This is a genomic window from Sporolactobacillus caesalpiniae (assembly GCF_040513385.1).
Classification (GTDB): domain Bacteria; phylum Bacillota; class Bacilli; order Bacillales; family Sporolactobacillaceae; genus Sporolactobacillus.
Genome location: NZ_JBEVCB010000004.1, coordinates 330,776 through 356,269, shown reverse-complemented (window position 1 = coordinate 356,269; position 25,494 = coordinate 330,776). Strand labels below are relative to the sequence as shown.

25 protein-coding genes and 1 riboswitch are annotated in these 25,494 nt (G+C 45.4%); of the genes, 15 read left to right on the top strand and 10 right to left on the bottom strand.

Annotation, left to right across the window (positions count from 1 at the left end; genetic code table 11):
* Window position 1: 1 nt before the first annotated feature.
* The 5 genes from ABWW58_RS10155 to ABWW58_RS10135 all read left to right on the top strand — a co-directional run bounded on the left by ABWW58_RS10155 (window position 2) and on the right by ABWW58_RS10135 (window position 2,756).
* Complete coding sequence (locus ABWW58_RS10155) at window positions 2-229, top strand: heavy-metal-associated domain-containing protein (protein WP_353869026.1); 228 nt, start codon at window positions 2-4, stop codon at window positions 227-229.
* A gap of 40 nt (window positions 230-269) precedes the next feature.
* Entirely contained in the window at window positions 270-803 is a 534-nt protein-coding gene (locus ABWW58_RS10150; protein WP_353869025.1) for a ferritin-like domain-containing protein, read from the top strand.
* Window positions 804-821: 18 nt separating this feature from the next.
* Window positions 822-1,484, top strand: a complete 663-nt coding sequence (locus tag ABWW58_RS10145) for a Crp/Fnr family transcriptional regulator (protein WP_353869024.1) — start codon at window positions 822-824, stop codon at window positions 1,482-1,484.
* Window positions 1,485-1,535: 51 nt separating this feature from the next.
* The gene (locus ABWW58_RS10140; protein ID WP_353869023.1) at window positions 1,536-1,724 is read left to right on the top strand and encodes a hypothetical protein; all 189 of its coding nucleotides are present in this window, start codon (window positions 1,536-1,538) and stop codon (window positions 1,722-1,724) included.
* A gap of 240 nt (window positions 1,725-1,964) precedes the next feature.
* Window positions 1,965-2,756, top strand: a complete 792-nt coding sequence (locus ABWW58_RS10135; RefSeq protein WP_353869022.1) for a hypothetical protein — start codon at window positions 1,965-1,967, stop codon at window positions 2,754-2,756.
* A gap of 883 nt (window positions 2,757-3,639) precedes the next feature.
* Here ABWW58_RS10135 and ABWW58_RS10130 read toward each other — a convergent pair.
* The 3 genes from ABWW58_RS10130 to nrdJ are packed head-to-tail and all read right to left on the bottom strand — an operon-like array spanning window position 3,640 to window position 6,848.
* Window positions 3,640-4,068 (bottom strand): DUF4430 domain-containing protein, encoded by a 429-nt coding sequence (locus ABWW58_RS10130; protein ID WP_353869021.1) that lies wholly within the window; start codon window positions 4,066-4,068, stop codon window positions 3,640-3,642.
* A gap of 33 nt (window positions 4,069-4,101) precedes the next feature.
* Window positions 4,102-4,602: an ECF transporter S component gene (locus tag ABWW58_RS10125; protein WP_353869020.1), complete on the bottom strand. Its 501-nt coding sequence runs from the start codon at window positions 4,600-4,602 to the stop codon at window positions 4,102-4,104.
* Window positions 4,603-4,622: 20 nt separating this feature from the next.
* Window positions 4,623-6,848: a ribonucleoside-triphosphate reductase, adenosylcobalamin-dependent gene (nrdJ, locus tag ABWW58_RS10120; RefSeq protein WP_353869019.1), complete on the bottom strand. Its 2,226-nt coding sequence runs from the start codon at window positions 6,846-6,848 to the stop codon at window positions 4,623-4,625.
* Between the two features lie 567 nt (window positions 6,849-7,415).
* Between nrdJ and mvk the strand changes: the two genes are divergently transcribed.
* From mvk to ABWW58_RS10085, 7 genes are all read left to right on the top strand, one after another.
* Window positions 7,416-8,384 (top strand): mevalonate kinase, encoded by a 969-nt coding sequence (gene mvk, locus ABWW58_RS10115; RefSeq protein ID WP_353869018.1) that lies wholly within the window; start codon window positions 7,416-7,418, stop codon window positions 8,382-8,384.
* Window positions 8,385-8,406: 22 nt separating this feature from the next.
* Complete coding sequence (gene mvaD, locus ABWW58_RS10110) at window positions 8,407-9,396, top strand: diphosphomevalonate decarboxylase (protein WP_353869017.1); 990 nt, start codon at window positions 8,407-8,409, stop codon at window positions 9,394-9,396.
* A gap of 16 nt (window positions 9,397-9,412) precedes the next feature.
* Entirely contained in the window at window positions 9,413-10,480 is a 1,068-nt protein-coding gene (locus tag ABWW58_RS10105) for a phosphomevalonate kinase (RefSeq protein ID WP_353869016.1), read from the top strand.
* A 19-nt stretch (window positions 10,481-10,499) separates the two neighbouring features.
* The gene (fni, locus tag ABWW58_RS10100; protein ID WP_353869015.1) at window positions 10,500-11,552 is read left to right on the top strand and encodes a type 2 isopentenyl-diphosphate Delta-isomerase; all 1,053 of its coding nucleotides are present in this window, start codon (window positions 10,500-10,502) and stop codon (window positions 11,550-11,552) included.
* A gap of 68 nt (window positions 11,553-11,620) precedes the next feature.
* Entirely contained in the window at window positions 11,621-11,866 is a 246-nt protein-coding gene (locus tag ABWW58_RS10095; protein WP_353869014.1) for a hypothetical protein, read from the top strand.
* A 3-nt stretch (window positions 11,867-11,869) separates the two neighbouring features.
* A complete protein-coding gene (locus ABWW58_RS10090; RefSeq protein ID WP_353869013.1) occupies window positions 11,870-13,219 on the top strand; it encodes a tripartite tricarboxylate transporter permease in 1,350 nt (449 codons plus the stop codon).
* A 130-nt stretch (window positions 13,220-13,349) separates the two neighbouring features.
* Window positions 13,350-13,937, top strand: a complete 588-nt coding sequence (locus ABWW58_RS10085) for a uracil-DNA glycosylase family protein (RefSeq protein ID WP_353869012.1) — start codon at window positions 13,350-13,352, stop codon at window positions 13,935-13,937.
* 525 nt (window positions 13,938-14,462) lie between these two features.
* Here ABWW58_RS10085 and ABWW58_RS10080 read toward each other — a convergent pair.
* The 7 genes from ABWW58_RS10080 to ABWW58_RS10050 all read right to left on the bottom strand — a co-directional run bounded on the left by ABWW58_RS10080 (window position 14,463) and on the right by ABWW58_RS10050 (window position 21,867).
* A complete protein-coding gene (locus tag ABWW58_RS10080; protein WP_353869011.1) occupies window positions 14,463-15,062 on the bottom strand; it encodes a C39 family peptidase in 600 nt (199 codons plus the stop codon).
* A 9-nt stretch (window positions 15,063-15,071) separates the two neighbouring features.
* A complete protein-coding gene (locus tag ABWW58_RS10075) occupies window positions 15,072-15,938 on the bottom strand; it encodes an ABC transporter permease (protein WP_353869010.1) in 867 nt (288 codons plus the stop codon).
* A gap of 16 nt (window positions 15,939-15,954) precedes the next feature.
* On the bottom strand, window positions 15,955-16,902 hold the full coding sequence (locus tag ABWW58_RS10070; protein WP_353869009.1) for an ABC transporter permease: 948 nt from the start codon (window positions 16,900-16,902) through the stop codon (window positions 15,955-15,957).
* Entirely contained in the window at window positions 16,899-17,825 is a 927-nt protein-coding gene (locus ABWW58_RS10065; protein WP_353869008.1) for an ATP-binding cassette domain-containing protein, read from the bottom strand. Before ABWW58_RS10065 ends, ABWW58_RS10070 begins: the two co-directional genes overlap by 4 nt.
* On the bottom strand, window positions 17,825-18,808 hold the full coding sequence (locus tag ABWW58_RS10060; RefSeq protein WP_353869007.1) for an ABC transporter ATP-binding protein: 984 nt from the start codon (window positions 18,806-18,808) through the stop codon (window positions 17,825-17,827). Before ABWW58_RS10060 ends, ABWW58_RS10065 begins: the two co-directional genes overlap by 1 nt.
* Before the next feature lie 26 nt (window positions 18,809-18,834).
* Window positions 18,835-20,454 carry an ABC transporter substrate-binding protein gene (locus tag ABWW58_RS10055; protein ID WP_353869006.1) on the bottom strand — a complete coding sequence of 540 codons (1,620 nt, stop codon included), beginning with the start codon at window positions 20,452-20,454 and terminating at the stop codon, window positions 18,835-18,837.
* Between the two features lie 117 nt (window positions 20,455-20,571).
* Window positions 20,572-20,672: riboswitch (SAM riboswitch) on the bottom strand.
* Between the two features lie 529 nt (window positions 20,673-21,201).
* Window positions 21,202-21,867: a Crp/Fnr family transcriptional regulator gene (locus ABWW58_RS10050; protein ID WP_353869005.1), complete on the bottom strand. Its 666-nt coding sequence runs from the start codon at window positions 21,865-21,867 to the stop codon at window positions 21,202-21,204.
* Window positions 21,868-22,180: 313 nt separating this feature from the next.
* Here ABWW58_RS10050 and larA point away from each other — a divergent pair, with 313 nt between their 5' ends.
* The 3 genes from larA to larC are packed head-to-tail and all read left to right on the top strand — an operon-like array spanning window position 22,181 to window position 25,482.
* A complete protein-coding gene (larA, locus tag ABWW58_RS10045) occupies window positions 22,181-23,455 on the top strand; it encodes a nickel-dependent lactate racemase (RefSeq protein ID WP_353869004.1) in 1,275 nt (424 codons plus the stop codon).
* A gap of 33 nt (window positions 23,456-23,488) precedes the next feature.
* Window positions 23,489-24,223, top strand: a complete 735-nt coding sequence (gene larB, locus ABWW58_RS10040) for a nickel pincer cofactor biosynthesis protein LarB (protein WP_353869003.1) — start codon at window positions 23,489-23,491, stop codon at window positions 24,221-24,223.
* A 29-nt stretch (window positions 24,224-24,252) separates the two neighbouring features.
* Complete coding sequence (gene larC / locus ABWW58_RS10035) at window positions 24,253-25,482, top strand: nickel pincer cofactor biosynthesis protein LarC (protein WP_353869002.1); 1,230 nt, start codon at window positions 24,253-24,255, stop codon at window positions 25,480-25,482.
* The last annotated feature ends 12 nt before the right edge of the window (window positions 25,483-25,494 follow it).

The following is a 25,494-nucleotide window of genomic DNA, read 5'->3' as shown; positions in this document are numbered from 1 at the left end:
GATGCCAACAGTAATTCTGCAATTAGAAACATTGACCTGTCCGTCATGTCTGCAAAAAATTGAATCCGGTCTTGCACGCCAAGAAGGAATCGAAAAGTCGAGTGTTCTGTTTAACTCCAGCAAGGTAAAAGCGAAATTTGATCCCAATAGGATCTCGGCTGAAGAAGTTGCTCAGATTGTATCGAAACTCGGATATGAAGTCAAATCTATAAAAGTGAAGGAAATATAAGATTTTAATGAATACGAGAAAAGGATAAGGGGGAACAACGATGTCCATCGATGAATTGTATGAGGCAGAAGTTGCACAATCAGAGAAAGATCACCACATTCCTACTGCTGGAGCGATGAGTGGACATATTTTGGCCAATTTAAAAATTCATCAGGAAAAACTAGCGCAAGCCCTTTATTATGCCAAAGGCACTGAGCTGCCATTCTTAAAACGAACCTTCAGCAAAGCCATTCAAAAAGAAACCAGACGATTTGACGAGCTCGCCCAATTGTTGTTAGATGAAAATGAAGTCATACCCACAACAACCGAGGCGTTTAGCCGTTACAGCATGTTAACGGAACATGGTAAATTTAAGTATCTTTCGGCGCACGAATTACTTGTTTCTGCAGTGAAAGACTTTGATACGCAAAATCTGTTTATTACGCGAGCCATAAAATTGGCGGAAAAAGAGGATAAGCCAGCACTTCAAGCATTTCTGGTGCAGCAATTCAGTTGGAATAATCACGAGATTCGCGAATTACAAGCATACTTAGGTCACGCTCCTCGAGAGGGTTTAGATGAGGAGGTTGATTAAATAATGGGGGGCTGAAATATGGGGATGCATAGCTGTCTCATCTTGGTGCCTTTATTCAATCGTTTAGATGCACATGATCTGGACAAAATTAATCCACTCGTCAAACATCATGACTATAAAAAAGGAGAACAGATTTTCAGACCCTATGATCAGAAGCGGCTGACCATCATAGCCAAGGGGCGCATGAAGGTCTATCAAATTTCTGGTTCCGGTCGAGAGCAGCTTCTGCGTGTCGTCGATACGGGTGACTATGAGGGCGAGATGGCACTGTTTGGTGTGGAAAACGACAGTTTATTCGGCGAGGCACTCCAAGATACCGTTGTGTGTACACTGGATCATCAGGATTTTCAGAAACTGCTGCTCATGTATCCTCAGATCAGTATAAATTTATTAGAGACGAATGCGGAGAAACTGTCATCTGCCCAGCATCAGGCACAATTTTTGGTAATGGACACCATTGAGACGCGACTCGCGTCCTATCTTTTGAATTTAGCGAAGGCAAATGACGGCCTGACATTCGAACTGCCGATGAAGATGAAGGAATTGGCGGGATTTTTGGGTACGACACCAGAAACGTTATCTCGTAAATTTAAATTATTGAAGGATGAGGGTGTGATTGAGCGCAAGAGGCAATCCGTGACGTTACTAAATCCAGAAAAACTTGAAGATTGTTTTCAATAATCTTAGAAGAAAGATCTACTAACAAGAGTCAGTATGTATGGAGCTAATCAAATGGACACATTAAACGAGCAAGAATATCGAACCGCTCTACTTTGCTGCTTCGATGGCAAAGCTATTCATTATGGTCAAGCTCCCGGTGAACAAGCGCAAAGGACAATGATTATCTGGAATGATCGAAGTGGCATTCGTTTGAGAGAATGGATGGGGGTATCGGATGAGATCATGAATTGTGCGTTGTAGACTGGTGCTTTCAGCGTCTTTAAGCCACAGATATTCAAGCCTTAGCGCTTTTAAAAGATGATTCAGAGCATAGTTGATAAGCTGTTGAAGCCGATATTGGGAAACCACCTATTAAAATTGGAGTACGCGGTGAACGGCCGGTTACGCCTTGTTAAAAGGGGGCATTCGGAGGTTATGCACGGTCCTCATTCAAGAAAAAATAAAATTCTCCCTTCAAACAGGGGGGATGCAGTACAGTTAATGGAGACATTTATTGAATCGGGTTCCTATAAACGTTTAAAAGAACTTGATAGAGAAGGAAAAGCACTTCGAGATATTGTTCACGGTTGTCTCAGCAGCGGTGAATCAAGAAGGTATGAGATTGGCTGTCATTTAGTTGCAAAGTTCACTCCCAAAAAAGTTTTTCAATACGATTATAGTGGACTGAATGAATATCTCTATAATCTTGGATTACTTCAGAGACTAACAAAAGTGACAAGTCAAGATTTGGCTAAAGATCAGGAATTAATAGAGTTATTTGAACCTTACCATTTAACGCCGGACTATTATGTGAAACCTTCCTTTAATAAGGTAGGGCGTGAAAAGATAAAGAGTGCGCAAACCCTTGAAGAAAATTTGGTGCTTAAAGATGCCGCTGAACGAATAAGACAAAATAAGATGAGTCTCAAAACTGTAAAAAATGAGTATGAAAGACTTAAGAATCAGCTGTCTCTATCCAATCAGCTGTCCGTGAAAAAGAAAGTAACCTATAAGTATGGTTCACTAGCACTTCTCCAAAAACCGCTGTGTTATCATCTCTCTAAAATAACCAATCAAAAAATGATCCGTGCATTGATTGAATTCGGGAAACCCAATCTTGACGGAATTGAGTATTATATGCTTAAAGGAATAATTAATAAAAATGATTTTGAGGCATTCAGGAAGCTTAAGGATGTTCGATTAGATTTTGTTATCCTTGACATGGACGATGAGGCAAAGATGATGAATCGTTTTTACCGGGACAGGACCGGACCAATAAACGAAGGTTTCTGAACGAATGACCTTGAAATGTGAGACCTTACCCAACTATCCACTTTGAGTTGACGGATGAAAGAGTGAAAATCTGTTAATTCAAAGTGCTTTTTTTATGTCTCGTAGGGTTCGGCTGTTAATGACAGAATAAAAGCCAGAGTTCTGTAGGATCAAGCTTTAAAAGGAAGTGAAGATTTGCTGATTAAAGACTATCAAGAAAGATTAGATATAATTGGGGGAGCGTCAAAAAAATATATAGATGGAGAGCCATCGCAAAATGAATTTTATCGTATGTCCAGAGGTGGCTAAAGTACCAATACGGAAGGAACGTGGAATCTGTATTTCTCGCAGGATAAGAACGTATAAGATTTGCCCCGTCTTCAAGCCAATAGACCAGTGTCTTGGTAAGAATCAAAGCGGAGATACGAGGGCGCCTGCGGGATCGTCTCTGTTGATCGCGTGCCAGCGAGACCCCGCAGATTCCTGCCTGTCTGAGGAGGCTCCTGGACTGCCCGCGGCAAGCGAGCAGCTGTAGTGCCCGTCAGGCACAAAATCAATGGCAAGGGACTAGGCATAGCCCGGTTTTTCTTACCTGACAGGAGCCCCGCATGACGCAGTCATCGTGGGGTTAAAAAAATGAGGCTCCACAAAGGTGTGGGCCTCAAAGTAGAGTGGATAGTTGAGAGGGTCAACCCTAGTACGCGGAGGGTTGACCCTCTCATGAAATTCTGTCCTTCGATGGTCGTTACACCATGGCAGGCATTCATCAAAGGTTACTATTTATTAAACCTGACGAATCAACTAGTTGAATAGAAGTGATTATCAGGGGTGTATGCAGTACGTGTTAATGTCAACATCTCAGCACTGGGCTAGGATTTAAGAACCCGATCTTGTTCCAAACTTATTAGAATTTACTGTAGTACCAGACGATTTGATCATTTTTTTGAACCTTTACGGCACCAGCGCCGACATTGGGCTGTTTGCCGTTAACGGTGAATAACCAGCCGGCGTTCTGTGAGGCTTTTTTGTTGTTTAAGCTGGTTACATAAACCATTTTGCCACTGCCGCTGCTGCTCATTTCCAGATGCTGTTTTTTGCTGAATTTTTGGAGCAGACTAAAGACGGTTTCGTTTTTTGAAAGTGTGATTTTGCCTTCTTGCACATGGGAACCGTTCTTAATGCTGATAAAAGCGCTTGAAGCAGTGGTTTGAGCCGCATGTGCGGCTGGGCTTGATGCAGCGTTCTGCGCCGTTTGATGTCCGGACCAGAAGCCCGCACCAAATAATACGGCGGCTGCAAGTAGCGCAATGATGACGCGATAAATGGTTTTCATTAGTTTTGTCTCCTCTTAGTATAGGGTGTTTGTTTAACGGGTCTGTTTGTTCAATTTACGTGCTTCACTTGCGAAGACTTTGAACAAAAGCGGAGAAAACAAACCGAAAATGAGATTGCCTGCCGCGTGATAGAGATCAAAAGGCAGTCCGCTGATCCAGAGACCGACGACCGTTAAGGGATTTTGGGTGAAAACAAAATAGGACAAGGCCATGATCATACCAAACAATAATCCGCTCACGACCAGCCATAAGAAATAGAGCCACTGCTTCTGTGGAAGCAGCGCGGACAGGAGTCCGATTAGTCCCCACGCGACCAGGTGAAAAAGTGTCCAGTAGCCGAGACCGAGAAACAGATCGGAGACCAGAGCTGTTAACAGCCCTTCCGCAGCCCCCATTTTCCAGCCAAAAAACCATCCGGTCAGAATGATGATGAGTGTTGCCGGTTGGATATTTACTCCATGAATCGCAAGGCGGCCGGCGACCGCGGCTGCAGCCAGCAAAGCGAGCAGTGTCATTTTATGAATGGTCAGCATCATGATACCCTCCAGGTCACTTATTTTACAGGACAAGCGCCGCCAACGCAGTCGCTTTGACCGACGATTTCAAGGTCTTTCTGTTCCTTGAGACGGAGCGTTTGATAGAGTTCAGCAACATCCGCGCGAATTTTGGCTTTGCGCTCAAGATACGTTTCTTTACTGATTGGCTCTTTTGGTGCCTGAGCGAAGCCGTGTCCGCTGTAGGGAAGCAGCGAGGTTGACTTGCACCGTCTTCGGTATTGCTGAAGCAGACCGGCAATCTTTGACGCTTCCTCTTTATGAAACGTAATGGTGCAGCTGACCGAGTTGTCTGCCCAGTAGGTTTGCAGAAACAGCTGTGTCGCAAACTGCTCCTCGATCGACACATCATTTGCGGATACAAAGCTTTTATGATCGGCACTGCCGGCTTTGACAGGGAATTCGACGACCATCGTATTTTCAGAGTATACATCTTTTTCAATCGTATAGCCTGCTTTTTGCAGTGCGGGCAGCAAGGGATCGCTATCCTGAAAACGGATGCGCTGAATCAAGTATTTATCAAAACTAAAGTGCATTCCTTCGGATATCCCGACAAGCTTTGAGACCGTTCCAGATGGCTTGACGGTTGTGTGTTTGATTGATGGACTGCAGCCGAGTGTCTGGGAATACCGTTGATCGGCTTTGACGACCATTTGATAAAAGGCATCAACACATTGTGCCGCTCGCTCATTAAAAATTGGTTTTTGATATAAAGTTCCACTTTCCGGATCTTGAGCCTCCACAAACCCGCTGACGAGACGTTCGCCAAATCGTTCGAGTACCCAGTCTTGGATGCCGCTCATTGAGATGCCGATGCGCCGGTTTTTCTCGATGATTGTTCTTGAGCATTGCCAATCATAGTGCGAGAACGTCACGCGCTTGGTATAGTGGACGGCAAGACTGAAGACTTCTTCCATCGACCAGCCCATTTTTTCCGCGATTCCGGGGAAGACTTCAAATAAGTTGCAGGGTTCGCCGTTTCCTAATGAAATTTCGCCGCAGGGGTTGGTTCCTTCTGCGTCAGCGTCGATGCCCGGCTGACGGCCGTCTGCAAACCGCCCGTAGTTGCGGATATTGTCCAGATTGACGATACCTGGTTCTCCATTCTTGGTAATCGCCTCGGCAACCGCATCGTAGTGATTATAATCAGGGGTGACCAGCACACTGTTGTTTGAGGCCCAGCGATGATCCATTAATTGTTCTTGATCCTGTTTCATCGTGACGAAGGCTTGGTCGTCCGGATCACCAAGGGCAATTTCTGCACTGCGGCGCACATTGCCGGCAACGACATTTTTGCCGATTAAATTGCAGATGTCCGTACAGTCCACGGATGTGAGCTGTTTCCCGTTTGCATGATTCAGCACACGGTTTACTGCGCCCAGCATTTCGATGAACGGAACAGGGCCTGCAGCCACACCACCGAATCCTTTAATTTTTTTCCCTTTTTCACGAATCGAACTGACATCGATGACCACATGTGATGCATGGTCAACCATAGACGAGAAGTGGGCATCGATGAGCAGGGCGCTTGATTCTACCCATCCTTCGCGTGTATCCGGTGTCCGGTAGCGGAGACAAGATGTGCGGTCATGATCCTGATACCAGGTATCGGCATCTTGCGCGCCCACCTCAAGTGCTGCTGCGTAATCGCCATTTTCTTTACTGATCAGAATATCCAGCTTCACGTGACGCGTCACCGGAGGAATTTGATGAATATTTGCTTTGGAAACGGAGAAACCGACACCGCCGCCTTTCATTAATTCGTCAAACAGGAAAGAGAAGGGCATGGATACGGCCGGCTGCTCTTTCTTCAAATAGAAAGGAACGATGTGACTGTCCCCATAGGCTTGGGGACGAATCGCAATAAACCAGCAATTATTCAATGCATCGCCGACACGTTGCTGATAGTCCGTACCGGAGATCCAAAGATTGCGCCCTGATGGGGTGGAGGCTAGGCTGTAAATGAGTTTAAATAAACGCTCGGCTTCTTTTCCAAGCTCGCGGATGGTTTCTTCGGATACGTGATCCGTATGGAGTCTCGGATCCAGATTGATATTGCCTTCGACCACTCGCTTTACCGTCTCGTCCCATTCTTCGTAGCGGCTAAGCGGCTCCATCCAGCGGGCATAGGTTCTTTTATAGGTGACCCATCCGAGTTCGCCCCAGTGTGGCTGAACGTCCGACTTTATCTTTTGTATGTAAGCATCTGATAACTTAATCTGCATTATTTTACTCCTCTCAACTACGTTTCCTGCTCATAGTAACTAGATATTGTGTTAAAGTCAAATACATAATCAATATATAGTATTTTTGGCTTATTCGGTACAATCATGCATGGTTATTGGATTTTCGGTGGGACAGCCTTTGGATACATCAATCCGATTAAATAGAGTGTCACATAATTGTCACTTTGTGAAAATATACCCCATAGACCCTTTATCTGCACAATAACCGTGCAGGCGACAAGGCTTTTATCTGATGGGCGAGGACCAGAGGGTGTAATGGTTTTGCTGCTAGAAATCGATGGCTGCGAAAATAAAATATGAGCTTATTCTTGAAATTGAGAATCATTATCAATAAAATGTGTAGGTGGAGAATAGTCACTTGAGTTTCAACTAATGCTTAAATAAGTACGGGTCTTGAAAGTGAAAGCGGCGTGATTCTGATTAATGAAAGGGCCTTTGCTCCTAGTTTTCTAACTGCATCGGTAGAAGAAAGTATCGTATTCGGGATCCATTGGCAGTGTTTCTTGATAAATACGGCAGACCTTAGTGGAAGATGAGGAAACAATAATGAGAGACCACGAAACTGGGATTGGCGTGAGCAGCAGTAAAATTATTCTGATTGGCGAACACTCGGTTGTTTACGGAAAACCGGCGATTGCTCTGCCTGTTCCGGTCGTGCATGCAGTGACCAAAACAACGCGCTGTCTTGGACCGCTGAGGCTGCAATGCAGCTTCTATAATGGCATTTTGCGTGATGGAACGGATCAGATTGCCGGACTCAGAACGATTATTCCGGCAGTACTGCATATTTTAAAGCGGCCTGAAAAAGATATAACGATCACGATTAACAGTACGATACCTGCCGCGCGCGGCATGGGTTCAAGCGCTGCCGTTGCGATATCAGTGGTGCGCAGCTTATTCAACTATTTTGATACACCACTTGAACGGAACGTGCTGCTCAATCTCGTCGGCGTTTCTGAAAACTATTTTCATGGAAATCCGAGCGGTCTCGATGCGGCCGCAGCCAGCAGTACTCATCCGATTTTTTTTAGGAAAGGAAAAGGAATGGAATGGATTCACCATAAGCTGCACGCTTGTTTGGTCATCGCCGACAGCGGGATAAAAGGGCAGACAAAACATGCAGTCACCACCTTAAAACAACGCCTGCTGCAAAGTGCACCGCTCCAGCGGAAAATAAACCAATTAGGTGTCCTTACTTCAAAAGCAAGAGAAGCTTTGGCGGCGGCCGAAGAAGAAGCCTTGGGATCCATAATGCTGGAAGCGCATTGTCTGCTCCAAGAGCTGGGCGTTAGCCATCCTTCTTTGGATCATTTAGTTGCGGTGGCGATGAAAGATGGGGCGCTTGGCGCGAAGATGACCGGTGGCGGCTGCGGCGGCTGCATGATTGCCCTGGTCAAGGATGTGCGCAAGGCACATGATTTAGCGAAAAAGTTAATCGGTGCCGGCGCATCTAAGACTTGGATTCAGCCGCTTCAGGGCAGAGATTTTCCGGTCAATGCCGGGCTCTTGCACTGATCTGCAACAAGAGAGAAGGAGAGTGAGCACATTGTATGCTGCTGCACGCGCGTATACAAATATTGCTTTGATCAAGTATTGGGGGAAGAAGGACGAACAGTTGATTCTGCCGATGAACAGTAGTTTGTCGCTTACGCTTGATGCATTTTATACGGAAACAAGTGTTGAACCACTGCAAGGGCTGCACGAAGATGAAGTGATGATGGATGGTGTGCTTTTAAGCGGCGCTTCCGTTGCAAAAATCAGCCGTTTTATGAATCTTGTTCGTGAAAAATCGGGAAGGCGCATGTTTGCTCGAATTGTAACGAGAAATCATGTTCCGGTGGCCTCTGGTTTTGCGTCTTCTGCCTCCGGTTTTGCCGCGCTTTCAGCCGCAGCAGCTCGGGCCTATGGCATGGACTGCTCGGGAGTTGCGCTCTCTCGGCTTGCCCGTCGCGGTTCGGGATCGGCTTCGCGTTCGATTTACGGCGGTTTTGTTAAGTGGATGAAAGGAACAGATGATGCGAGTTCTTATGCGGTTCCGGTTGATCCGGCAAAGTGGCCGATTTGCCTCGTGTCTGTTGCTGTGAACAAGCAGCCCAAAAAGATTTCCAGTCGCGAAGGAATGAGGCGAACCGTCAAGACATCATCCTTTTATCCGGTTTGGATCAAAGAGGCGGAAAGGGATCTTGCCAGAATTGAACCGGCGATTCGCAAACACGATTTGGACATGGTCGGCAAAATTGCTGAAGCAAATGCACTGAAGATGCATGCGGCTATGCTGGTAGCGGATCCTCCCTTTACATACTGGGAAGAAGGAACAATAACCGTAATGCGGTGCGCTGTTCATCTGCGCGAGCAAGGCATACCATGCTATTTTACGATGGATGCCGGCCCAAATGTCAAACTGCTTTGCTCGGAAGCAAATGTCGGGCGGATTCTCGAAGATCTATCTGAATTTTTCCCTTCAGAATCCCTGACCGTTGCCCGGCCAGGACCTGGCGTTGACTATTTGAAGAACCCTATTCAATAAAGGAGACATTCACAAATTGTATGGCGTACAATGTGCACCTGGAAAACTTTATATAGCGGGAGAGTATGCGGTTGTTGAACCGGGCTATCCTGCCATCATTGCTGCAGTCGACAAATCCGTCACCGTAACCATTGAAAGAAGAGAAACATGTGGCCGAATTCAATGGGTCAATGCAAAACTCGACTTGAAACGCAGTGCGACAAACCAATGGAACACTGAGGGTGATGTTTCTCCGTTCCGTTTTGTATTATCGGCAATCGAACGAACCGAGCAGTACGTACAAGCGCTCGGAAAACAACTCGGCGTTTATCAACTGACCATCAGCAGTGGTTTGACAAGAACAGACGGTAGAAAATACGGATTAGGTTCCAGTGCTGCTGTGACGGTTGCCTGCACGAAGGCAATCCTTGCTTTCTATGAAATGAAAATTGAGCAACAAATCGTATTCAAGCTGGCTGCCCTTGCACATCTTTCCGTTCAAGGAAACGGATCATGTGGGGATATTGCTGCCGGCGTTTATGGCGGCTGGATTGCCTATACCTCATTTGATCGTAAATGGCTGGCAGCGTTCGTTTCTTCAAAAAAAGATTGGCTGCCGCTACTCAAGATGGATTGGCCGAAGTTATCGATTCAGCCGCTTGTGCTTCCCGCAAATCTGCACTTAATTGTCGGATGGACAGGCATACCCGCCGCAACAGCCAAGCTCATTGATCGGGTGGAAAAAGCAAGACGCGGTCAGGAAAAAGGCTACCAGCACTTTTTGAAGCAAAGCAAAGCCTGTGTAGAAAAAATGATCGCCGGTTTTTTAAACCCGCAACCCGAGCTAATTTTGGAAGGGATTCGCGAAAATCGCAGGATTCTTGCTCAATTATCCAAGCTGTGTGGGGTCTTCATTGAAACCGATAAATTGCATCAGCTCTGCAGCATTGCCGAAAAGAATCGAGGTGCAGCAAAAACATCGGGTGCCGGCGGAGGCGATTGCGGCATCGTTCTTGCTGACCAGGAGACCGATCAGAAGGCACTAATCAAAGCATGGAAAGACCATGGAATTACTCCGCTTGCTCTGTATGACAGAGAGAGGTAAAAGGAAGAAGGATCGTGAGATGGAATCGCGTAAAGATCAGCATGTCCGACTATTTCAGGAAACCCACCAGAAGCATACGAATGATTTTGATTCTGTAAAATTCATCCATGATGCGCTGCCGGAAATGAGTCTTAGGCAGGTTACTTACACAACGGATCTGTCTTTCGGCAGTTGGCCGGTTCCTTTTTTTATCAATGGTATGACTGGGGGAAGCCAGAAGACAAAGAAGATCAATGAATGTCTGTCAAAAGCCGCGGCAGCAACGGGGCTTGCGGTTGCATCCGGCTCGCAGAAGGCGGCTTTAAGAGATCCGGAATTGTGCGACACTTTTCAAGTGCTGCGCCGCGTCAACCCCGATGGATTTATTTTTGCAAATATCGGTGCTGAACTCGATGAGGAACAAGCGAAACGTGCAGTTGATATGCTGGAAGCGAATGGGTTGCAAGTGCATTTAAATGCCCCGCAAGAAATCGTAATGCCTGAAGGTGATCGCGATTTTTCTTCATGGCTAAAAAATCTGGAAAGGATTGTTCGCGCTGTTGATGTTCCTGTTGTCGTGAAAGAGGTGGGGTTCGGGATGAGCCGGGCGACTTATCAGAAGCTGATCGATGCAGGTATCGCGGCCATTGATGTTGCCGGTAACGGAGGGGTAAATTTTATCGCGATTGAGAATCTTCGCCGCGAGCGGGCACGATTTGACTACTTACAAGACTGGGGTCAATCGACGGTCATCTCGATGCTTGAAGCGCAGCCTTATATTGATCAGACGGTCTTCTTTGCGTCCGGAGGAGTGCGCAATCCGCTGGATGTTCTAAAAGCTCTTGCACTTGGGGCCCGTGCGGTCGGTATTTCAGGAACCTTTCTTCATACCGCACTCGCGGAAGGCAAGGATGGACTGATTGCCCAGATTGACGAATGGAAAGAACAAATGAATCAGATTATGCTGCTTCTTGGCTGTCCGACTGTACAGGCACTTCGGAAAAAGAATCTGATCCTGAGCGGTTCCCCTTTCGAGTGGGCACGTCTAAGAGGACCACGGCCCGAAGCGCTGGCTACCCGTTCAGCTACGTGAAATGGACACGGTCTTACGTACACGGCGCCTGTTGCTGCGTCTTAAATCAGAAAGGAGAATGGCTACCCATGACTGCACGTTCAAAAAAGGATTCCGAAATGATTGAAATTTGGGATGATGTCGTCCGGATCAAGGATCTTGTCCTCGCGATTGCGATCAACAGCATCACAACATTAGGCGGCTATTTTGCTGCACCAAACCATGCGCCGATGCCGCTCTTGTTTGGTTTAATCGGGGCAGTTATCGGGTTTATTATTTGCTCACTCTTCATTAAACCGAAACGTATTTTTGAAGAGACGGAAAGTGGGGAATAATGGATGGACCTTGTCCTTTTAGCAGAAATGATCGCTGCAGCTGTTGCAGCTGCACTTATATATACAATTATTGGCATCATCCCGGGAACGGACGAAACGGCCGTTCTGGTGCCCGTCACGCTTATCTTGGTGCTCACCGGTGTTCAACCCGTCATTGTCCTCTGCTTTTTTATTTCAGCTGTGATTGCCAACAACCTCATGGATGCGGTACCTGCCGCAATTGCCGGGATTCCCGGCGGTGTCATGGCAAGTCCGCTCGTGGACCATGCGCAGTTGCTTAAACGAAAGGGAATGGCCGACCGGTCGCTGCGCAAAATGGCCGCGGGTTCGCTGATCGGCGTACTGGTCAGTGTTCCGGTCAGTCTGCTGCTTGCACGAAGTCTGATCCCGCTTGCCGAAGCAATTAAAGCGTACGCTGACCCACTCTTCTTTGCCGGCACTGTTTTACTTGCCTTGCTGAGTAAGAATAAGTTGCTGGCACTTGCCTCGATTCTCCCTTTCACACTGCTCATTGAAGGGCTGCGCTATCTCTATTGGGGCATCGGCATTGTACCGAGAGGAACAACGGTGTTCATCTCGTTCTTTCTTGGCATAACGATTGGACCGGTCATTCTGACACTGTTTGAGTTGCTGAATAAAGAGAAAAGAGAATGTCTGAAGTGTGATCAACCGCGCAGGATTACCCTTCAGAAAGTACCCTTCGAATGGAAATCGCTCAATCCGTTTCGTGCGTTGAAAAAACAGGAATGGATCACAAGTGCCGGAGCTTCATTGATCAGCTGTTTTACGTTTATTCTTAGCCCGGTCGGGATGACAACGCTGCTTGGCGAACTCTTTTCAAAACGGACGCAAGATCCGGTTGATCGGTCGGTGCTTGCAATCGCAACGATGAATGCACTGGCAAACGCGACCTATCTTTCCGGGACGCTGATCCCGCTGATCGCATTAGGCATGCCCCTGTCTCCGGTTGCCATAGGGCCTGCTCATGCGCTGTTTGACGCACCGCCGGTCTTTACTGCCACGCACAATATGCACCATATCTTTTCGCAGACTGATTTCATTTTGGCGACAGTGATTGGCGCCGGCGTTGCCCTCATTATCACGTATACGCTGGCAATCAACTATGCACAATCGATTTGTGCCTTTGTGTTCAAACGGATTCCCCACGAAGCAATACTCGGCTTGTTTTGTGCTTTCGTTCTCCTGCTTGCGTATATGGATGCGGGTTGGATGAATATCGGCGGTGTTATGCTGATCGGACTTTTTTCCGGTCTGCTTCACCGCTGGGGCGTCGGTTACGGGATATTATTTATGGTCTTATATGCGGCGCCATGGCTCGTTTCGAGCTTGTGATTATGATCCATTCGCTCGCCGATACGAGCGCTGGGCGCAGGGATGAACATCGATTTCTGATTGAATTGAATGGGTCCATAATTTTAGCGGATGAAACATAGGTTATTCTCATATTTTGGAGGCGACGAAGATGACTGCGTTAAAAGATATTTTTAATCGAATAAAAGCGGATCCTGAAAATAGTCATTTCACAAATAAAAATATCGAACCACTCTACTATGCCGCTCCGACGGCAAAGCTGTTAATCATCGGCCAGGCACCGGGTGAGATCGCGCAAAATACAAAGATAATGTGGAACGATCGAAGCGGCGTGCGTTTGCGAGACTGGATGGGTGTGTCAGAAGATACTTTCTATAATTCGGGAAAAATTGCCGTGCTCCCGATGGATTTTTATTTCCCCGGCAAAGGAAAGAGCGGCGATTTGCCGCCGAGAAAGGGATTCGCTTCAAAATGGCATGATCAAATCATTAGGGCGATGCCGGATATAGAGTTAACCCTATTAGTCGGCTCCTATGCACAAAGGTACTACCTGAAGACGCGTTCAAAAATGACGTTGACTCAGACTGTTAAAGATTATCGCAGTTATTTACCTAACTATTTTCCATTGGTTCATCCGTCACCGCGGAACTATATTTGGATAAAAAGAAATCCTTGGTTTGAGGACGAAGTCTTACCGGATTTAAAGAAGTATGTTAACCGAATTCTATCAGATCGGTAAGTGATGATTGAAACGATACCGAATGCATGTTGATTCGAGCGGTGGTTGATAGTCCTAAAAATGCTGAAGGAATAGATGCCGTTGATGATGTACAGCCGCATAGCGGATGAGCGATGCTTTATTCGAATCGCAAACGTTCAAGGCGGTGAGGCGGATGTTTCAAAAGTCCGTTTTTGACTTTGGGACGCTTTTTTAGAGGAATAAATGAGAATCAGGCGGCGGGTTGCGAGATTTCTGCGGGAACCGCGAGCAACCGGTGTGCAGTATTCATTTAGTGTGGACCCCTTAGGGAGTGGGACCTATGTTGAAAACGATTAATCCAAATGACAAACGGAATAATGCATGAAAACAGTGGGTTAATGCACGAAAAGGTTGTTTCAATGCACGAAAAAGCGAGCGCAATGCACGGAAAACCAAGTCAATGCGTGAACCAGAACCCTTCCATTATTGATGGCGAGATGTATGCGAAGCCTTTCTCGGTAAGGATGGAAAAATAAAAAAATTGAATTCCTGTACAGCAAGAACTCAATCCTTTTTGTCACGCACAGAATACACAATCGCTTCTCTGTGCTCTTTATTGCCAAGTGCATATACCTTCTGGCTATCTTCTTCTTCAAAAAAATGAAACGGCACTTTTCGGTTATAGTCATAGGGAAAGCCGCCCAGCAGAACGATGCCGTCGGTATATTTCAGATCTTCATCCAAATAGGGATCAAATAAATAGAGATAATGGTTTGTCGTGTCCACCTTTGTTGTTAGTACATAATGTTCGCCGCCGTAGTTTAATCGGAGAATGGCAGCACCGCCGTTTTTAATCGCAGCAATGATTTCGCTGCCTTCGCCTAAATGAACACGCTCGCCTGCATAATAGTTTCCTGTGATGGGCAGTCCTTTAATTGGTCCGTTGTGATTCAGCCATTGGGCGATAAACTTCATTGCCGCTTTCGAAGTGCCGCTCTTGCCGACTTCACCATCTGGGTTATATGTATCAAGGGAATAGGTGGTAATAGCTTTGATCACGTCAGGCGGAACCACTTCTCGTGGAAAGAGGTAGTTCATTGTATTCAATAGAGTTACTGTGCCGCAGTCATAGTCAGACATCTGATAATATAGTGGCGTCTTCATGCGATCCCCTCACTTATAATGATTATTTGGATCAAAGCTGTCGCGGAGTGCGTCACCGATGAAGTTGATGGCGAGCACGAGCAAGATGATCACAATACCTGGTGGAAGCCAGAGCCATAGCTTTTCAGTCAGGATGGTTAAATTCTCTGCGCCATTTAGCATATTGCCCAAGCTGGCGGTCGGCGGCTGAATACCCATGCCAAGAAAACTAAGCGCTGCTTCATCAAGAATGGAGTAAGCCATTACAGATGTCGCATAGATTAAGACTGGTGCGATCGCATTAGGCAGTATTTCTGAAAAAAGAATGTAGGTCTTAGGCAATCCCGCCAGCTGATCGGCTTTAATAAAATTGGTTTCCCGAAGTGAAAGAACGCTGCTGCGTACAAGTCGTGCAATCCCTGGCCAGTCGACAAATCCGAGAATGAGAATAATCGAAAGTAAACCGGGCTTGAAGATTGCAGCGGCAACAAGAACTAAGAGAATATAAGGAAACGACATCACCATATCTGTCAGTCCCATTAACGCCGCGTCAAGCTTTCCGCCAAAGAAGCCTGCCACGAGGCCGATTACAATACCAATCATCGAAGAAATAATGGTTACAGATACACCGACAAACAGAGAAATTTTGATTCCATAAATTAGCCGGCTTAGAACATCTCTCCCGATTTGGTCGGTTCCCAACCAGTGCTGCATTGAAGGAGGGGAAGAAAATGATCCTGTAATGTCATTGGGAGAATAAGGCGTAATCATGAAACCAAAAAGGGCAATCAAAGCAAAAATGATGACTACGATCACACTGACATAGGCGAGTTTATGTTTCCAGAAAGCATGTGTACGCAAGCGTTTTTGAAATTTCTTTTGAATGAGTGCTTCCATTTTTACCTCTTATAGATTATTTGAAAGTTATTGTCGGATCCACCGCTGCATAAAAAATATCGGTTAATAAATTGGTGATAAGCACAACTATAGCTGTTAACAGGCAGACGGCCATAATGACAGGATAATCATGATTTAGTACCGCTGTCATGGTTAAAAGACCTAATCCAGGCCAAGAAAAAATCTGCTCAATAATCACGGTACCGCCAAACAACAGTGGAATTTGCATGCCAATCACCGTGATAATGGGGATCAGCGCATTTTTTAATGCATGTTTATTAATGACCAGAAATCGACCAAGACCTTTAGCCTTGGCCATCAGTAGATAGTCCTTTTGCAGGATTTCCAGCATGGCAGAACGGATATAGCGAACGTTGCTTCCTACTGTTGCGACAACCAATACACTGACAGGCAAAAGCATATGACTAAGCACATCACCAATGCGTGTTGTGCTGCCGAGCTCACTCATCCCACTGGAGGGGAGCAAACCTAATTTGACTGTGAAAAGATAAATCAGGACTAAAGCGAGAAAGAAGCTCGGGATGCTCGTTCCAATAAAGGATGCTGTGACAATAGTGTAGTCTTTCCGTGAATATTGATGTGTTGCGCTGTAAATGGCAATAGGAATCGAGAGCGCAATACTAATGAAAAGAGCACTGCCCATGATCAGCAGTGTGGGTCCGACATGGCTGGCGATTAAATCCGATACAGGCTGAAAACTTTTATAGGAATAGCCGAAATTTCCATGGAGCACTTGATTGAGCCACACGAAATATTGGACATAGAAAGGCTTGTTTAATCCGTATTCAATTGCCTTCGCATTCACAGCGGCTTGAGAGATCTTAGGCCCATGGATCATTTCCAGTGGATTACCCGCATAGCTCATGAACAGGAAGTCAATGACTGTAATACCCATGAGAATCGGAAGAGCAAATAGAATTTTTTTTATGACATATTTTCTCATAGTCCTTTTCCCTTCAGAATGGAGGATTTCACATAATGACTCGTGTGCCGATCAATAAGCTTGAGTGGTGAATCATCATCTGCGTTCCAAAGCCCATGAGCGTTTGCTTCCGATTTCATCGATTTAACGAGAGGACTCGCGATTGGAATCGCATCTTTTAAGACTTTGGTATAGGGATGAACAGGATGACTGAACAGTTCGGCGGATTCAGCAATTTCAAGAATTCGCCCTTTATTCATCACGGCAATCCGATCACTTACGTAGCTAACGGCACTGAGCCCGTGACCAATAAAAAGCATTGATAGATTTAGTTCGTCTCTTATATCTTTAAGTAAATTTAAAATCTGGGCTTGAATGGAAACATCAAGCGCTGAAACGGGTTCATCACAGATTAAGAGCTCCGGTTTAAGCGATAGAGTGCGAGCGATGCCGATTCTCTGCCGCTGCCCTCCCGAAAATTCGTGCGGGTATTTATCTTTTGAATTTCTGGAAAGACCGACAAGGTTAAGTAGATGGTCAATATATGCATCGACTTCATGCTTTGGAACGATATGGTTCACCAAGATAGGTTTTGCTAGAATAGTAAAGACATTTTTCCTCGGATTTAAAGAAGAGTAAGCATCTTGAAAAATCATCTGTATCTTCACTCGGTTCGCTTTCTTTTCTTTAGGCGTGAACGTCGTCGTATCTTTGCCGTAAAACTGGATAATCCCTGATGTAGGCTTTTCCAATCCGACAATTTGCTTGCCTACGGTTGTCTTTCCGCTGCCTGACTCGCCGACAAGTCCCAATATTTCTCCTTTATTGATCTCGAAGGATACATCGCACGCGGCATGGACAACAGCTTTCGTAAAAAATGAGGCGGACTGAACCTTATAGATTTTATTGAGTTTAATGATTTTCAATACACTATCGTTACCCATCATTGTTCTCCATTCAGCAATTCTTCCGCATAGTGGCAACGTACATACGATCCCTGTATTTTTCTAAATGGTTGGACATTTTGCACACATGCCGGTCGTCTGAACGAACATCGATCAGCAAAACGACATCCTTTTATCTGGTAATATGTTTCTGGTACAACACCTTTTATTGGTTCAATTATCTTTGATTTTGAAAGCGCGACATCAGGAATCGACTGAAGAAGCGCTTTTGTATAGGGATGTTTCGGGTACAGGAAAATGTCGTTCACTTTTGCTTCTTCAATGATTTGTCCTGCGTACATCACTGCCACTCGATCCGCCATCTGGGCCACGACGCCCATATCATGAGTAATTAAGATCAGAGCCATATTTCTTTTTCTTTTTAATTGATCGAGAAGATTCATGATTCCAGCTTGAATGGTAACATCCAATGCCGTTGTCGGTTCGTCGGCGATCAGAACCTTAGGATTGCACGCCAGTGCGATGGCTATAAGCACGCGTTGCCTTTGTCCCCCAGACAATTCGTGAGGATACTTTTTTAAGATCAATCCATAATCAGAAAGACCTACTTGGTTCAGTAGGTCAATCACTCGTTCTTTTTTCTCTCTGCCGGAACATTTAAGATGGGCATCAATGATTTCTTCTATTTGGGTTCGGATAGTGAATACAGGATTGAGACTTGTCAACGCATCTTGAAAAATCATGCTGATCTGATTTCCACGGATCTTATCCAGCTTGTGATCCGTGAGACGCTGTAATTCCTGATTCTCAAATTTGATTGATCCGGAAGTAACCTTGCCGTTGTTTTTTAATAATCCTAAAACAGAAAGCATGGTGATACTTTTACCGGACCCTGATTCGCCGACCAGACACAACGTCTCGCCCTTATCTACATGCAAACTGACATCGTGAACAAGAGTCCGCTCTTCGGAATGAACGGTATAGGTGGTTTCCAGATGTTTGATTTCAAGCAAATGATCCATTGAAACTCATTCCTTTATTTACAAGCTTATTTTTTCCATTCCCATTTTTCAATCGTGTTGAAGGAACCGTAGATATGCGGTTGAGCATTTTTGAGATCCTTATTATAAGCGCCTAGCGAACGTAAAATATATGCTGAGTAAACAGGAACATCTTTTTGAACGATTTTATTAATGTTGCTGTACAGCGTTTTTGTTTCTTCTGTATTCTTCGCCGATTGAATCTTAGAAAGATTTGCTGCTAGTTGACTATTTTTATACTGCGGCCAGTCTCCATCACTGTTGACGATCCAATCAACATCCGGGTAAGGATCGATTGGGGATAGCGTATATTGAACGGCGAACAAATCGAATTGATGCTTTGAAGCTTTGGTCAGAAGGTTGGACAGATCTTGAGTCTGTACATTCACTTTTATACCAATTGTCTTCAGATTTGCTGCGATAATATCGGCTGCTTGGACAAAGGTGCTGTCACCAGAATTGACGAGAAAAGTCAATTCCTTCGATTTGTCCCAATGCGCTTCTTCAACGAGTTTTTTTGCCTTTTTCAAATTGAATGCGGCCGGTTTGATCGATGAGTCAAAATACGGGCTGTATGACGAAAGGAATCCATCAACGATCTCACCATTTCCATGCAGCAAACTCTTCACTATTTCTTCACGATTGGACGCCAGTTGAATTGCCCGTCTAATACGAACATCGGAAATCGTTTTAGTATTTATTGAAACGAGCTGATTGGTGAGCGGCTGCTCCAGTACTGTTTTTACGTTGCCTAATTTTTGAACGTTTTTATAATCTTCTTGTGGGAATACACCTAATGTTTGTTGCACAAAATCAATTTCACCGGATTTAAGTCCAGAGTACAACTGGCTTGATGGCACAATTTTTATGTTCAGATTTTTGATTTTCGGAGCGCCTCTCCAGTAGTCTTCATTTGCAGTATAGGAGATGTAATGATTGGAATCATATTTTGTTAGCCTGTAGGGACCACTGACGACAGTTGGTTTATTGAACCAGCTGTATTTGCCCAATTGATCAGGGCTGACATCTTGTAATACATGCTTTGGAATGGTAAATAGATAGCGCCCAATTGTATTGTCAAAGGTTGCGATCGACAGTGGGGCTTTTGTAACGAATACTACTGTTTTGCTGTCTATCTTTTTCACGCCGGCAATGCTTTTTGCTCCATCCGGAGAGTTTCCGCTATCGTTAAATCCTTTTAGCACGGCATAACCGCCTATATTTACATTTCCAACCTTAGGATTGGTTAATCTCAGCACCGAGAAGATCACGTCATCTGCCGTAATTGCTTTGCCGTCCGACCATTTTGCTTTTTTATTAATTTTGACGGTAAAGGTCCGATTGTCTTTTGTTGTCACGCTGTCCGCTAACTGACCGACAACATTCAGTTTGCTGTCAAGCTCAATTAATGGCAGAAAATTGAGCCCGATGGCATATTTCCCTAGTTCAGTTAGATCCACGAGCAACGGATTGATCGTGGACAAGGAATCCGTTGCACCGATTGTGACTGTGTTTTTATTGACTTTAGTACTGCTGCTTTTTTTGTCGGACGCACTTCCGCATCCCGAAAGCGTCAAAATAATTAATAGAAAAGATAAAGCTAGAATCATTCCTTTTTTTAAATTCATGGATACTCCCCCTCGTCTCTGTAATGAAATAAACGAACTAGCCTAGGCGTTCAATTTTTAACGTATAGAAACAGCCGCTTTTCACAGAATCAGAAAAGCAGCTGTTTTCGCTGTCTCTTCTTATCTGCCAGAATTTAATCTGCAGGAATTGACACCATGCACAGTGTGCTGGTTGTCGGGTTTCATTGGGCCAGTCCCTCCACCACTCTTGATAAGACCTTTAGTGTTCAATTTTAATAAAGGTGATGTAAAACGTTCTTACAACACATTCCCAGACGCGTTCCGGGAGTTCGTTACGATGATCATTAGATATAATTCATACTAATCCTATGTCAATTAAATTTTATCGAATTACTTGGTTTAAAAAGTGTAAGTGACATAAAATTGTAATATTTTCTTTGTTTGAGTATTCAATTGGTGAGTACGGAACAACCTGAACTGAATAAGTTGAGGCGTTTTTTTGGTAAGTGAATTAGGAAGGGATCGGAAATCGAGTTGTTTCAAGGGCAAGAAAGCGGGTGTCCCCAAAGTCCGTTTTTGACTTTGAGACACCATACATAAATTATGAATCAAGAGCACAGGTGTGAGACTCATACACGGGATCAGCGAATCAAGGGAGACCCCGCAGTTCATGGGTATTAAGCGAGGAGATTTCCGGGTCGGCCGTGGAAAGCGAGCAACCGGAGCGCAGTATAAGAGTTGTTATACAGACAGCCTCTGTTCCATATAGGATGTGTATCGTTCATTTTAGTTAGCAATGTGATCCAAAAGATAACTTATATCTGTGATGATCAGTTTTCGATTCTTGACCATCAGCGCGCCGTCACGTTTTAACTCACCAAGCATTCGATTGACGCTGCTGCGCGCACTGATACCGCAGAAGCCGGCGATGTCATCATTTGTTAACATGAAATCAATCAAAATCCCCTCACGCACTTTGCGCCCGAATAAATCAATCAGACTGTAAATAAAGGCGCAAACCGCGCCTTTTTTTCCATTCATGATCATTCGCTGGGAACGGAAAATATTCTCCGATAATTTCTTACGATAATAGCTTTTGATATAGTTCTGCAGCTCCGGTGTCGCATTGACATATTTCCAAAAGGTGACGCGATCCACTTGATAGAAAGTCGCTTCGTTGGATTCCACACGTACATTGAATGGCTGTTCCGTAAACTTGGAAACCTCATCTCGAAGCAACGAGATAACATCCGGTTTTACGATATAAGAGAGATTAAATTCGCGTCCATCTTGAAGAATAATGCTGTTTTTTATAATGCCCTTCTTGAGAACATACGTATACCGTTCTTCAAGGCCGTGATAAGTCAGATAGGTGTGTCTACTTTTGTTAATTGTCGGTACATTGTGTGCGTCCAGAAAATTAATTAAATATTCGATTTCACTTAATACCATGGATTTTTCCTTCCCATCACAATCATTCAAGTTGAAAAACAGAGATACAATTGTTACATTTAACTCTATTTTAACGGTTTTTCACCTAATGTTTGTCACAAATAAAGTGAACATTTGTTAACTTTTTTTGATGATTGCATACGGAACGGACAGCCTTTTTGTTTTGATTTATAACAGATGGTGCACGTAGAAAAGGTTGTGTGACCTGGTGATGCGCATGTCACGTGTCACTTTTTCTCATACTAAGGATCACGAATCTTTGATACTTGCTTCTTTGTAACGCAAAAAGATCTGAAAAGAGGGCTGTTATTTTATGGTTAGCATTGAACTTCCTTATGACAAAACAACAATCGAGGCTAATCTGCCCGATCACAATTATGCAGGCAAATTAGTATCCCAAGCAGCAACTTACCACACAGATCGATCGGAAAACGAGATCGTCGAGGATTCGCTTAATCATCCAATTGGATCTGCGTCTTTGGAAGAACTGGCCAAAGGCAAGAAAAATATCGTGATTATCAGCTCGGATCACACGCGTCCGGTTCCGTCGCACATTATTACACCGATCCTTTTGCGACGGTTACGTGAAGCGTCTCCAGATGCGCGCATCCGTATTCTTGTTGCGACTGGCTTCCACCGTCCGTCCACTCGCGCTGAACTTGTTAACAAATATGGACAAAAAATTGTCGATGAAGAAGAAATCGTGATGCATATCTCGACCGATGACGCGGCGATGGTTAAAATCGGCCAGTTGCCGTCCGGAGGTGACTGCATCATCAATCGAATCGCCGCCGAAGCCGATTTGCTGCTTTCGGAAGGATTTATTGAATCGCATTTTTTCGCCGGATTTTCCGGAGGACGCAAATCCGTGCTTCCAGGTGTTGCTTCCTACAAAACGATTATGGCCAATCACTCCGGTCCGTTTATTGATTCAGACAAGGCGCGTACCGGAAATCTGAATCACAATCCGATTCACAAGGACATGGTCTACGCGGCACGCACAGCAAATTTAGCATTTATCGTGAACGTTGTTCTTGATGAAGATAAAAAAATTATCGGGTCATTCGCTGGAGATATGGAAGAGGCACATCGAGAGGGCTGCAAATTTCTTCGCGAATTGTCCAGTGTAACGAAAATTGACTGTGACATCGCTATTTCTACGAATGGCGGCTATCCTCTGGATCAGAACATCTATCAGGCAGTAAAAGGGATGACCGCGGCAGAGGCGACAAACAAAGAAGGCGGCACGATTATCATGGTTGCCGGCTGCCGAGACGGACATGGCGGTGAAGGCTTCTATCATAATCTCGCGGATGTTTCCGATCCGAAGGAATTCTTGGATCGCGCCATCAATACACCGAAACTGAAAACGATTCCGGATCAATGGACGGCTCAGATTCTGGCACGGATTCTTGTCCATCATCATGTAATTATGGTTTCTGATTTGGTCGATCCCGGACTGATTACCGGCATGCACATGGATCTCGCCACTTCTCTTGATCAGGCACTTGAAATGGCCTACGCGCGCGAAGGCAAGGACGCTAAGATAACCGTCGTTCCTGATGGACTGGGTGTCATTGTCCAATAAGGGTTTCGGTAAAAGAGGAGAGGTGGACAGAAAATGGAAAAGGACGAACTGCATGCGCTGTTTCAAGATATTGCTGAACCTAGTCAAGCCGCGACACGTGGAAAAGACAGCGGTTTTGCGGATCTCGGTTTTGCGAAGGTTGACCTGACGCGCAAGCAGCGCAATGGCTATCCGGAAGTGATTTACGGCGAAGGGAAAACGACGGAACAAATCATCGGCATCATTGAGACAATGCGCAAGCAGACGGTGAACATTTTATGTACGCGCCTCTCCTCAGAAAAATTTGAACAGATAAAAAAAGTTGAGCCGGATGCTGTTTATTACAAAGAAGCACGCTGCGCGCTCGTGAATCGTGCTGAAGTGAAGAAAACCAGCAGCTATATCGCGATTGTGACCGCCGGGACCTCTGATATTCCAGTTGCCGAAGAGGCGGCTGTAACCGCGGAAGCCTATGGAAACCGTGTGGAACGAATTTATGATGTCGGTGTTGCCGGTATTCATCGGCTGTTTGCCCGTTTGGATGTCATTCGCGCAGCCAAAGCTGTGATTGTCATTGCCGGTATGGAAGGCGCGCTCGCCAGTGTTGTCGGCGGCTTGATTGACAAACCGCTGATTGCTGTGCCGACAAGCGTCGGCTACGGCACCAACTTAAAAGGAGTGACGGCGCTACTCACGATGCTCAACAGCTGCGCGTCGGGAATCACCGTGGTGAATATTGACAATGGCTTTGGCGCCGCCTACTCAGCAAGCATGATTAATCATTTGTAAAATGGCTTTGGCCCGCATGGAGGAATGAGATGAGAACTCTTTATTTAGATGCTTTTTCGGGAATTAGCGGTGATATGTTCATTGGCGCATTGCTTGATCTTGGCGTTGATTTTGACCGGTTTCAATCGGAGCTTGCTAAATTGCATGTCGGTGATTACCAGCTTCACAATGAGCGTCTTGCGAAAAACAGTATATACGGTACAAGCTTTGACGTCGAATTGAATCATGAAAAGGATCACGGATTTATTGAGCATCATGACCATCATGATGTGCGGCATTTGAGCGACATTTGCGCCCTTATCGATTCAAGCGGCTTATCCGTAAAAATCAAGAAACAATCGATTGCCGTTTTTACTGAGATCGCCAAAGCGGAAGCGGCCGTCCATCAGATGCCGTTGGCGGATGTCCATTTTCACGAGGTCGGAGCCTTGGATTCGATTGTCGATATTGTCGGCTGCTTTGTCGCACTTGACTTATTAGGCGTCGACGACGTGTGCGCGTCTGCACTGAGCGATGGTTCTGGTTTTATTCAGGTCGCACACGGGCAGATGCCGGTACCGGTTCCTGCTGTTATGCAGATGCGTATCGGCACCGCGATCCCAATTAAACAGCGCACGGATATTCAGACTGAACTCATAACGCCGACTGGAATGGGTCTCGTTAAGGAGATCGTCAGTCATTTCGGATCCATTCCGGAAGATGCAATCCTGCTCAAGACCGGATACGGGTTCGGCAAGCGCGAAACGGGATCCTTTAACGCACTGCGCGCGCTGCTCTTTGACACGAAAAAAAGCAGGCAAACGGTGAACACGGATCATGATGCGGTGCTGCTGATCGAAGCAAATCTAGATGATCAAAGCGGAGAGTCACTTGGCTTTGCGATGGATCTGCTGATTGAGGCAGGTGCATTCGATGTGTTCTTTACACCGATTTACATGAAGAAAAATCGGCCGGCATGCAAGCTCTCTGTACTTTGCGCGCCTGAAGAACGTGACACCTTTGTTAATCTGCTGCTGAGACACACCGCTACCATTGGTGTTCGCTATCAAGTGATGCAGCGCTCAATCATGAAGCGCCAATTTAAAAAGATAGAAACGAAGTTTGGAACGATTCGCGTGAAGGCTGCCAGCCGTGATGATGTGATCAAGCAGACGCCTGAGTATGATGACTGCGCGCATGCTGCGCGTGTGCACAAGGTCAGCTTGGCAGAGGTAGAACAAGAAGTGCAGCTTCAACTGGCAAAATTAGAAAATCAATAAGAGAATAACCGT

What these genes read in the sequence shown, in the direction of transcription:
- ABWW58_RS10155 (WP_353869026.1), top strand. Translation starts at nt 2, where the DNA reads ATGCCAACAGTAATTCTGCAATTAGAAACATTGACCTGTCCGTCATGT.
- ABWW58_RS10150 (WP_353869025.1), top strand. Translation starts at nt 270, where the DNA reads ATGTCCATCGATGAATTGTATGAGGCAGAAGTTGCACAATCAGAGAAA.
- ABWW58_RS10145 (WP_353869024.1), top strand. Translation starts at nt 822, where the DNA reads ATGGGGATGCATAGCTGTCTCATCTTGGTGCCTTTATTCAATCGTTTA.
- ABWW58_RS10140 (WP_353869023.1), top strand. Translation starts at nt 1,536, where the DNA reads ATGGACACATTAAACGAGCAAGAATATCGAACCGCTCTACTTTGCTGC.
- ABWW58_RS10135 (WP_353869022.1), top strand. Translation starts at nt 1,965, where the DNA reads ATGGAGACATTTATTGAATCGGGTTCCTATAAACGTTTAAAAGAACTT.
- ABWW58_RS10130 (WP_353869021.1), bottom strand. Translation starts at nt 4,068, where the DNA reads ATGAAAACCATTTATCGCGTCATCATTGCGCTACTTGCAGCCGCCGTA.
- ABWW58_RS10125 (WP_353869020.1), bottom strand. Translation starts at nt 4,602, where the DNA reads ATGCTGACCATTCATAAAATGACACTGCTCGCTTTGCTGGCTGCAGCC.
- nrdJ (WP_353869019.1), bottom strand. Translation starts at nt 6,848, where the DNA reads ATGCAGATTAAGTTATCAGATGCTTACATACAAAAGATAAAGTCGGAC.
- mvk (WP_353869018.1), top strand. Translation starts at nt 7,416, where the DNA reads ATGAGAGACCACGAAACTGGGATTGGCGTGAGCAGCAGTAAAATTATT.
- fni (WP_353869015.1), top strand. Translation starts at nt 10,500, where the DNA reads ATGGAATCGCGTAAAGATCAGCATGTCCGACTATTTCAGGAAACCCAC.
- ABWW58_RS10095 (WP_353869014.1), top strand. Translation starts at nt 11,621, where the DNA reads ATGACTGCACGTTCAAAAAAGGATTCCGAAATGATTGAAATTTGGGAT.
- ABWW58_RS10090 (WP_353869013.1), top strand. Translation starts at nt 11,870, where the DNA reads ATGGACCTTGTCCTTTTAGCAGAAATGATCGCTGCAGCTGTTGCAGCT.
- ABWW58_RS10085 (WP_353869012.1), top strand. Translation starts at nt 13,350, where the DNA reads ATGACTGCGTTAAAAGATATTTTTAATCGAATAAAAGCGGATCCTGAA.
- ABWW58_RS10080 (WP_353869011.1), bottom strand. Translation starts at nt 15,062, where the DNA reads ATGAAGACGCCACTATATTATCAGATGTCTGACTATGACTGCGGCACA.
- ABWW58_RS10075 (WP_353869010.1), bottom strand. Translation starts at nt 15,938, where the DNA reads ATGGAAGCACTCATTCAAAAGAAATTTCAAAAACGCTTGCGTACACAT.
- ABWW58_RS10070 (WP_353869009.1), bottom strand. Translation starts at nt 16,902, where the DNA reads ATGAGAAAATATGTCATAAAAAAAATTCTATTTGCTCTTCCGATTCTC.
- ABWW58_RS10065 (WP_353869008.1), bottom strand. Translation starts at nt 17,825, where the DNA reads ATGGGTAACGATAGTGTATTGAAAATCATTAAACTCAATAAAATCTAT.
- ABWW58_RS10060 (WP_353869007.1), bottom strand. Translation starts at nt 18,808, where the DNA reads ATGGATCATTTGCTTGAAATCAAACATCTGGAAACCACCTATACCGTT.
- ABWW58_RS10055 (WP_353869006.1), bottom strand. Translation starts at nt 20,454, where the DNA reads ATGAATTTAAAAAAAGGAATGATTCTAGCTTTATCTTTTCTATTAATT.
- ABWW58_RS10050 (WP_353869005.1), bottom strand. Translation starts at nt 21,867, where the DNA reads ATGGTATTAAGTGAAATCGAATATTTAATTAATTTTCTGGACGCACAC.
- larA (WP_353869004.1), top strand. Translation starts at nt 22,181, where the DNA reads ATGGTTAGCATTGAACTTCCTTATGACAAAACAACAATCGAGGCTAAT.
- larB (WP_353869003.1), top strand. Translation starts at nt 23,489, where the DNA reads ATGGAAAAGGACGAACTGCATGCGCTGTTTCAAGATATTGCTGAACCT.
- larC (WP_353869002.1), top strand. Translation starts at nt 24,253, where the DNA reads ATGAGAACTCTTTATTTAGATGCTTTTTCGGGAATTAGCGGTGATATG.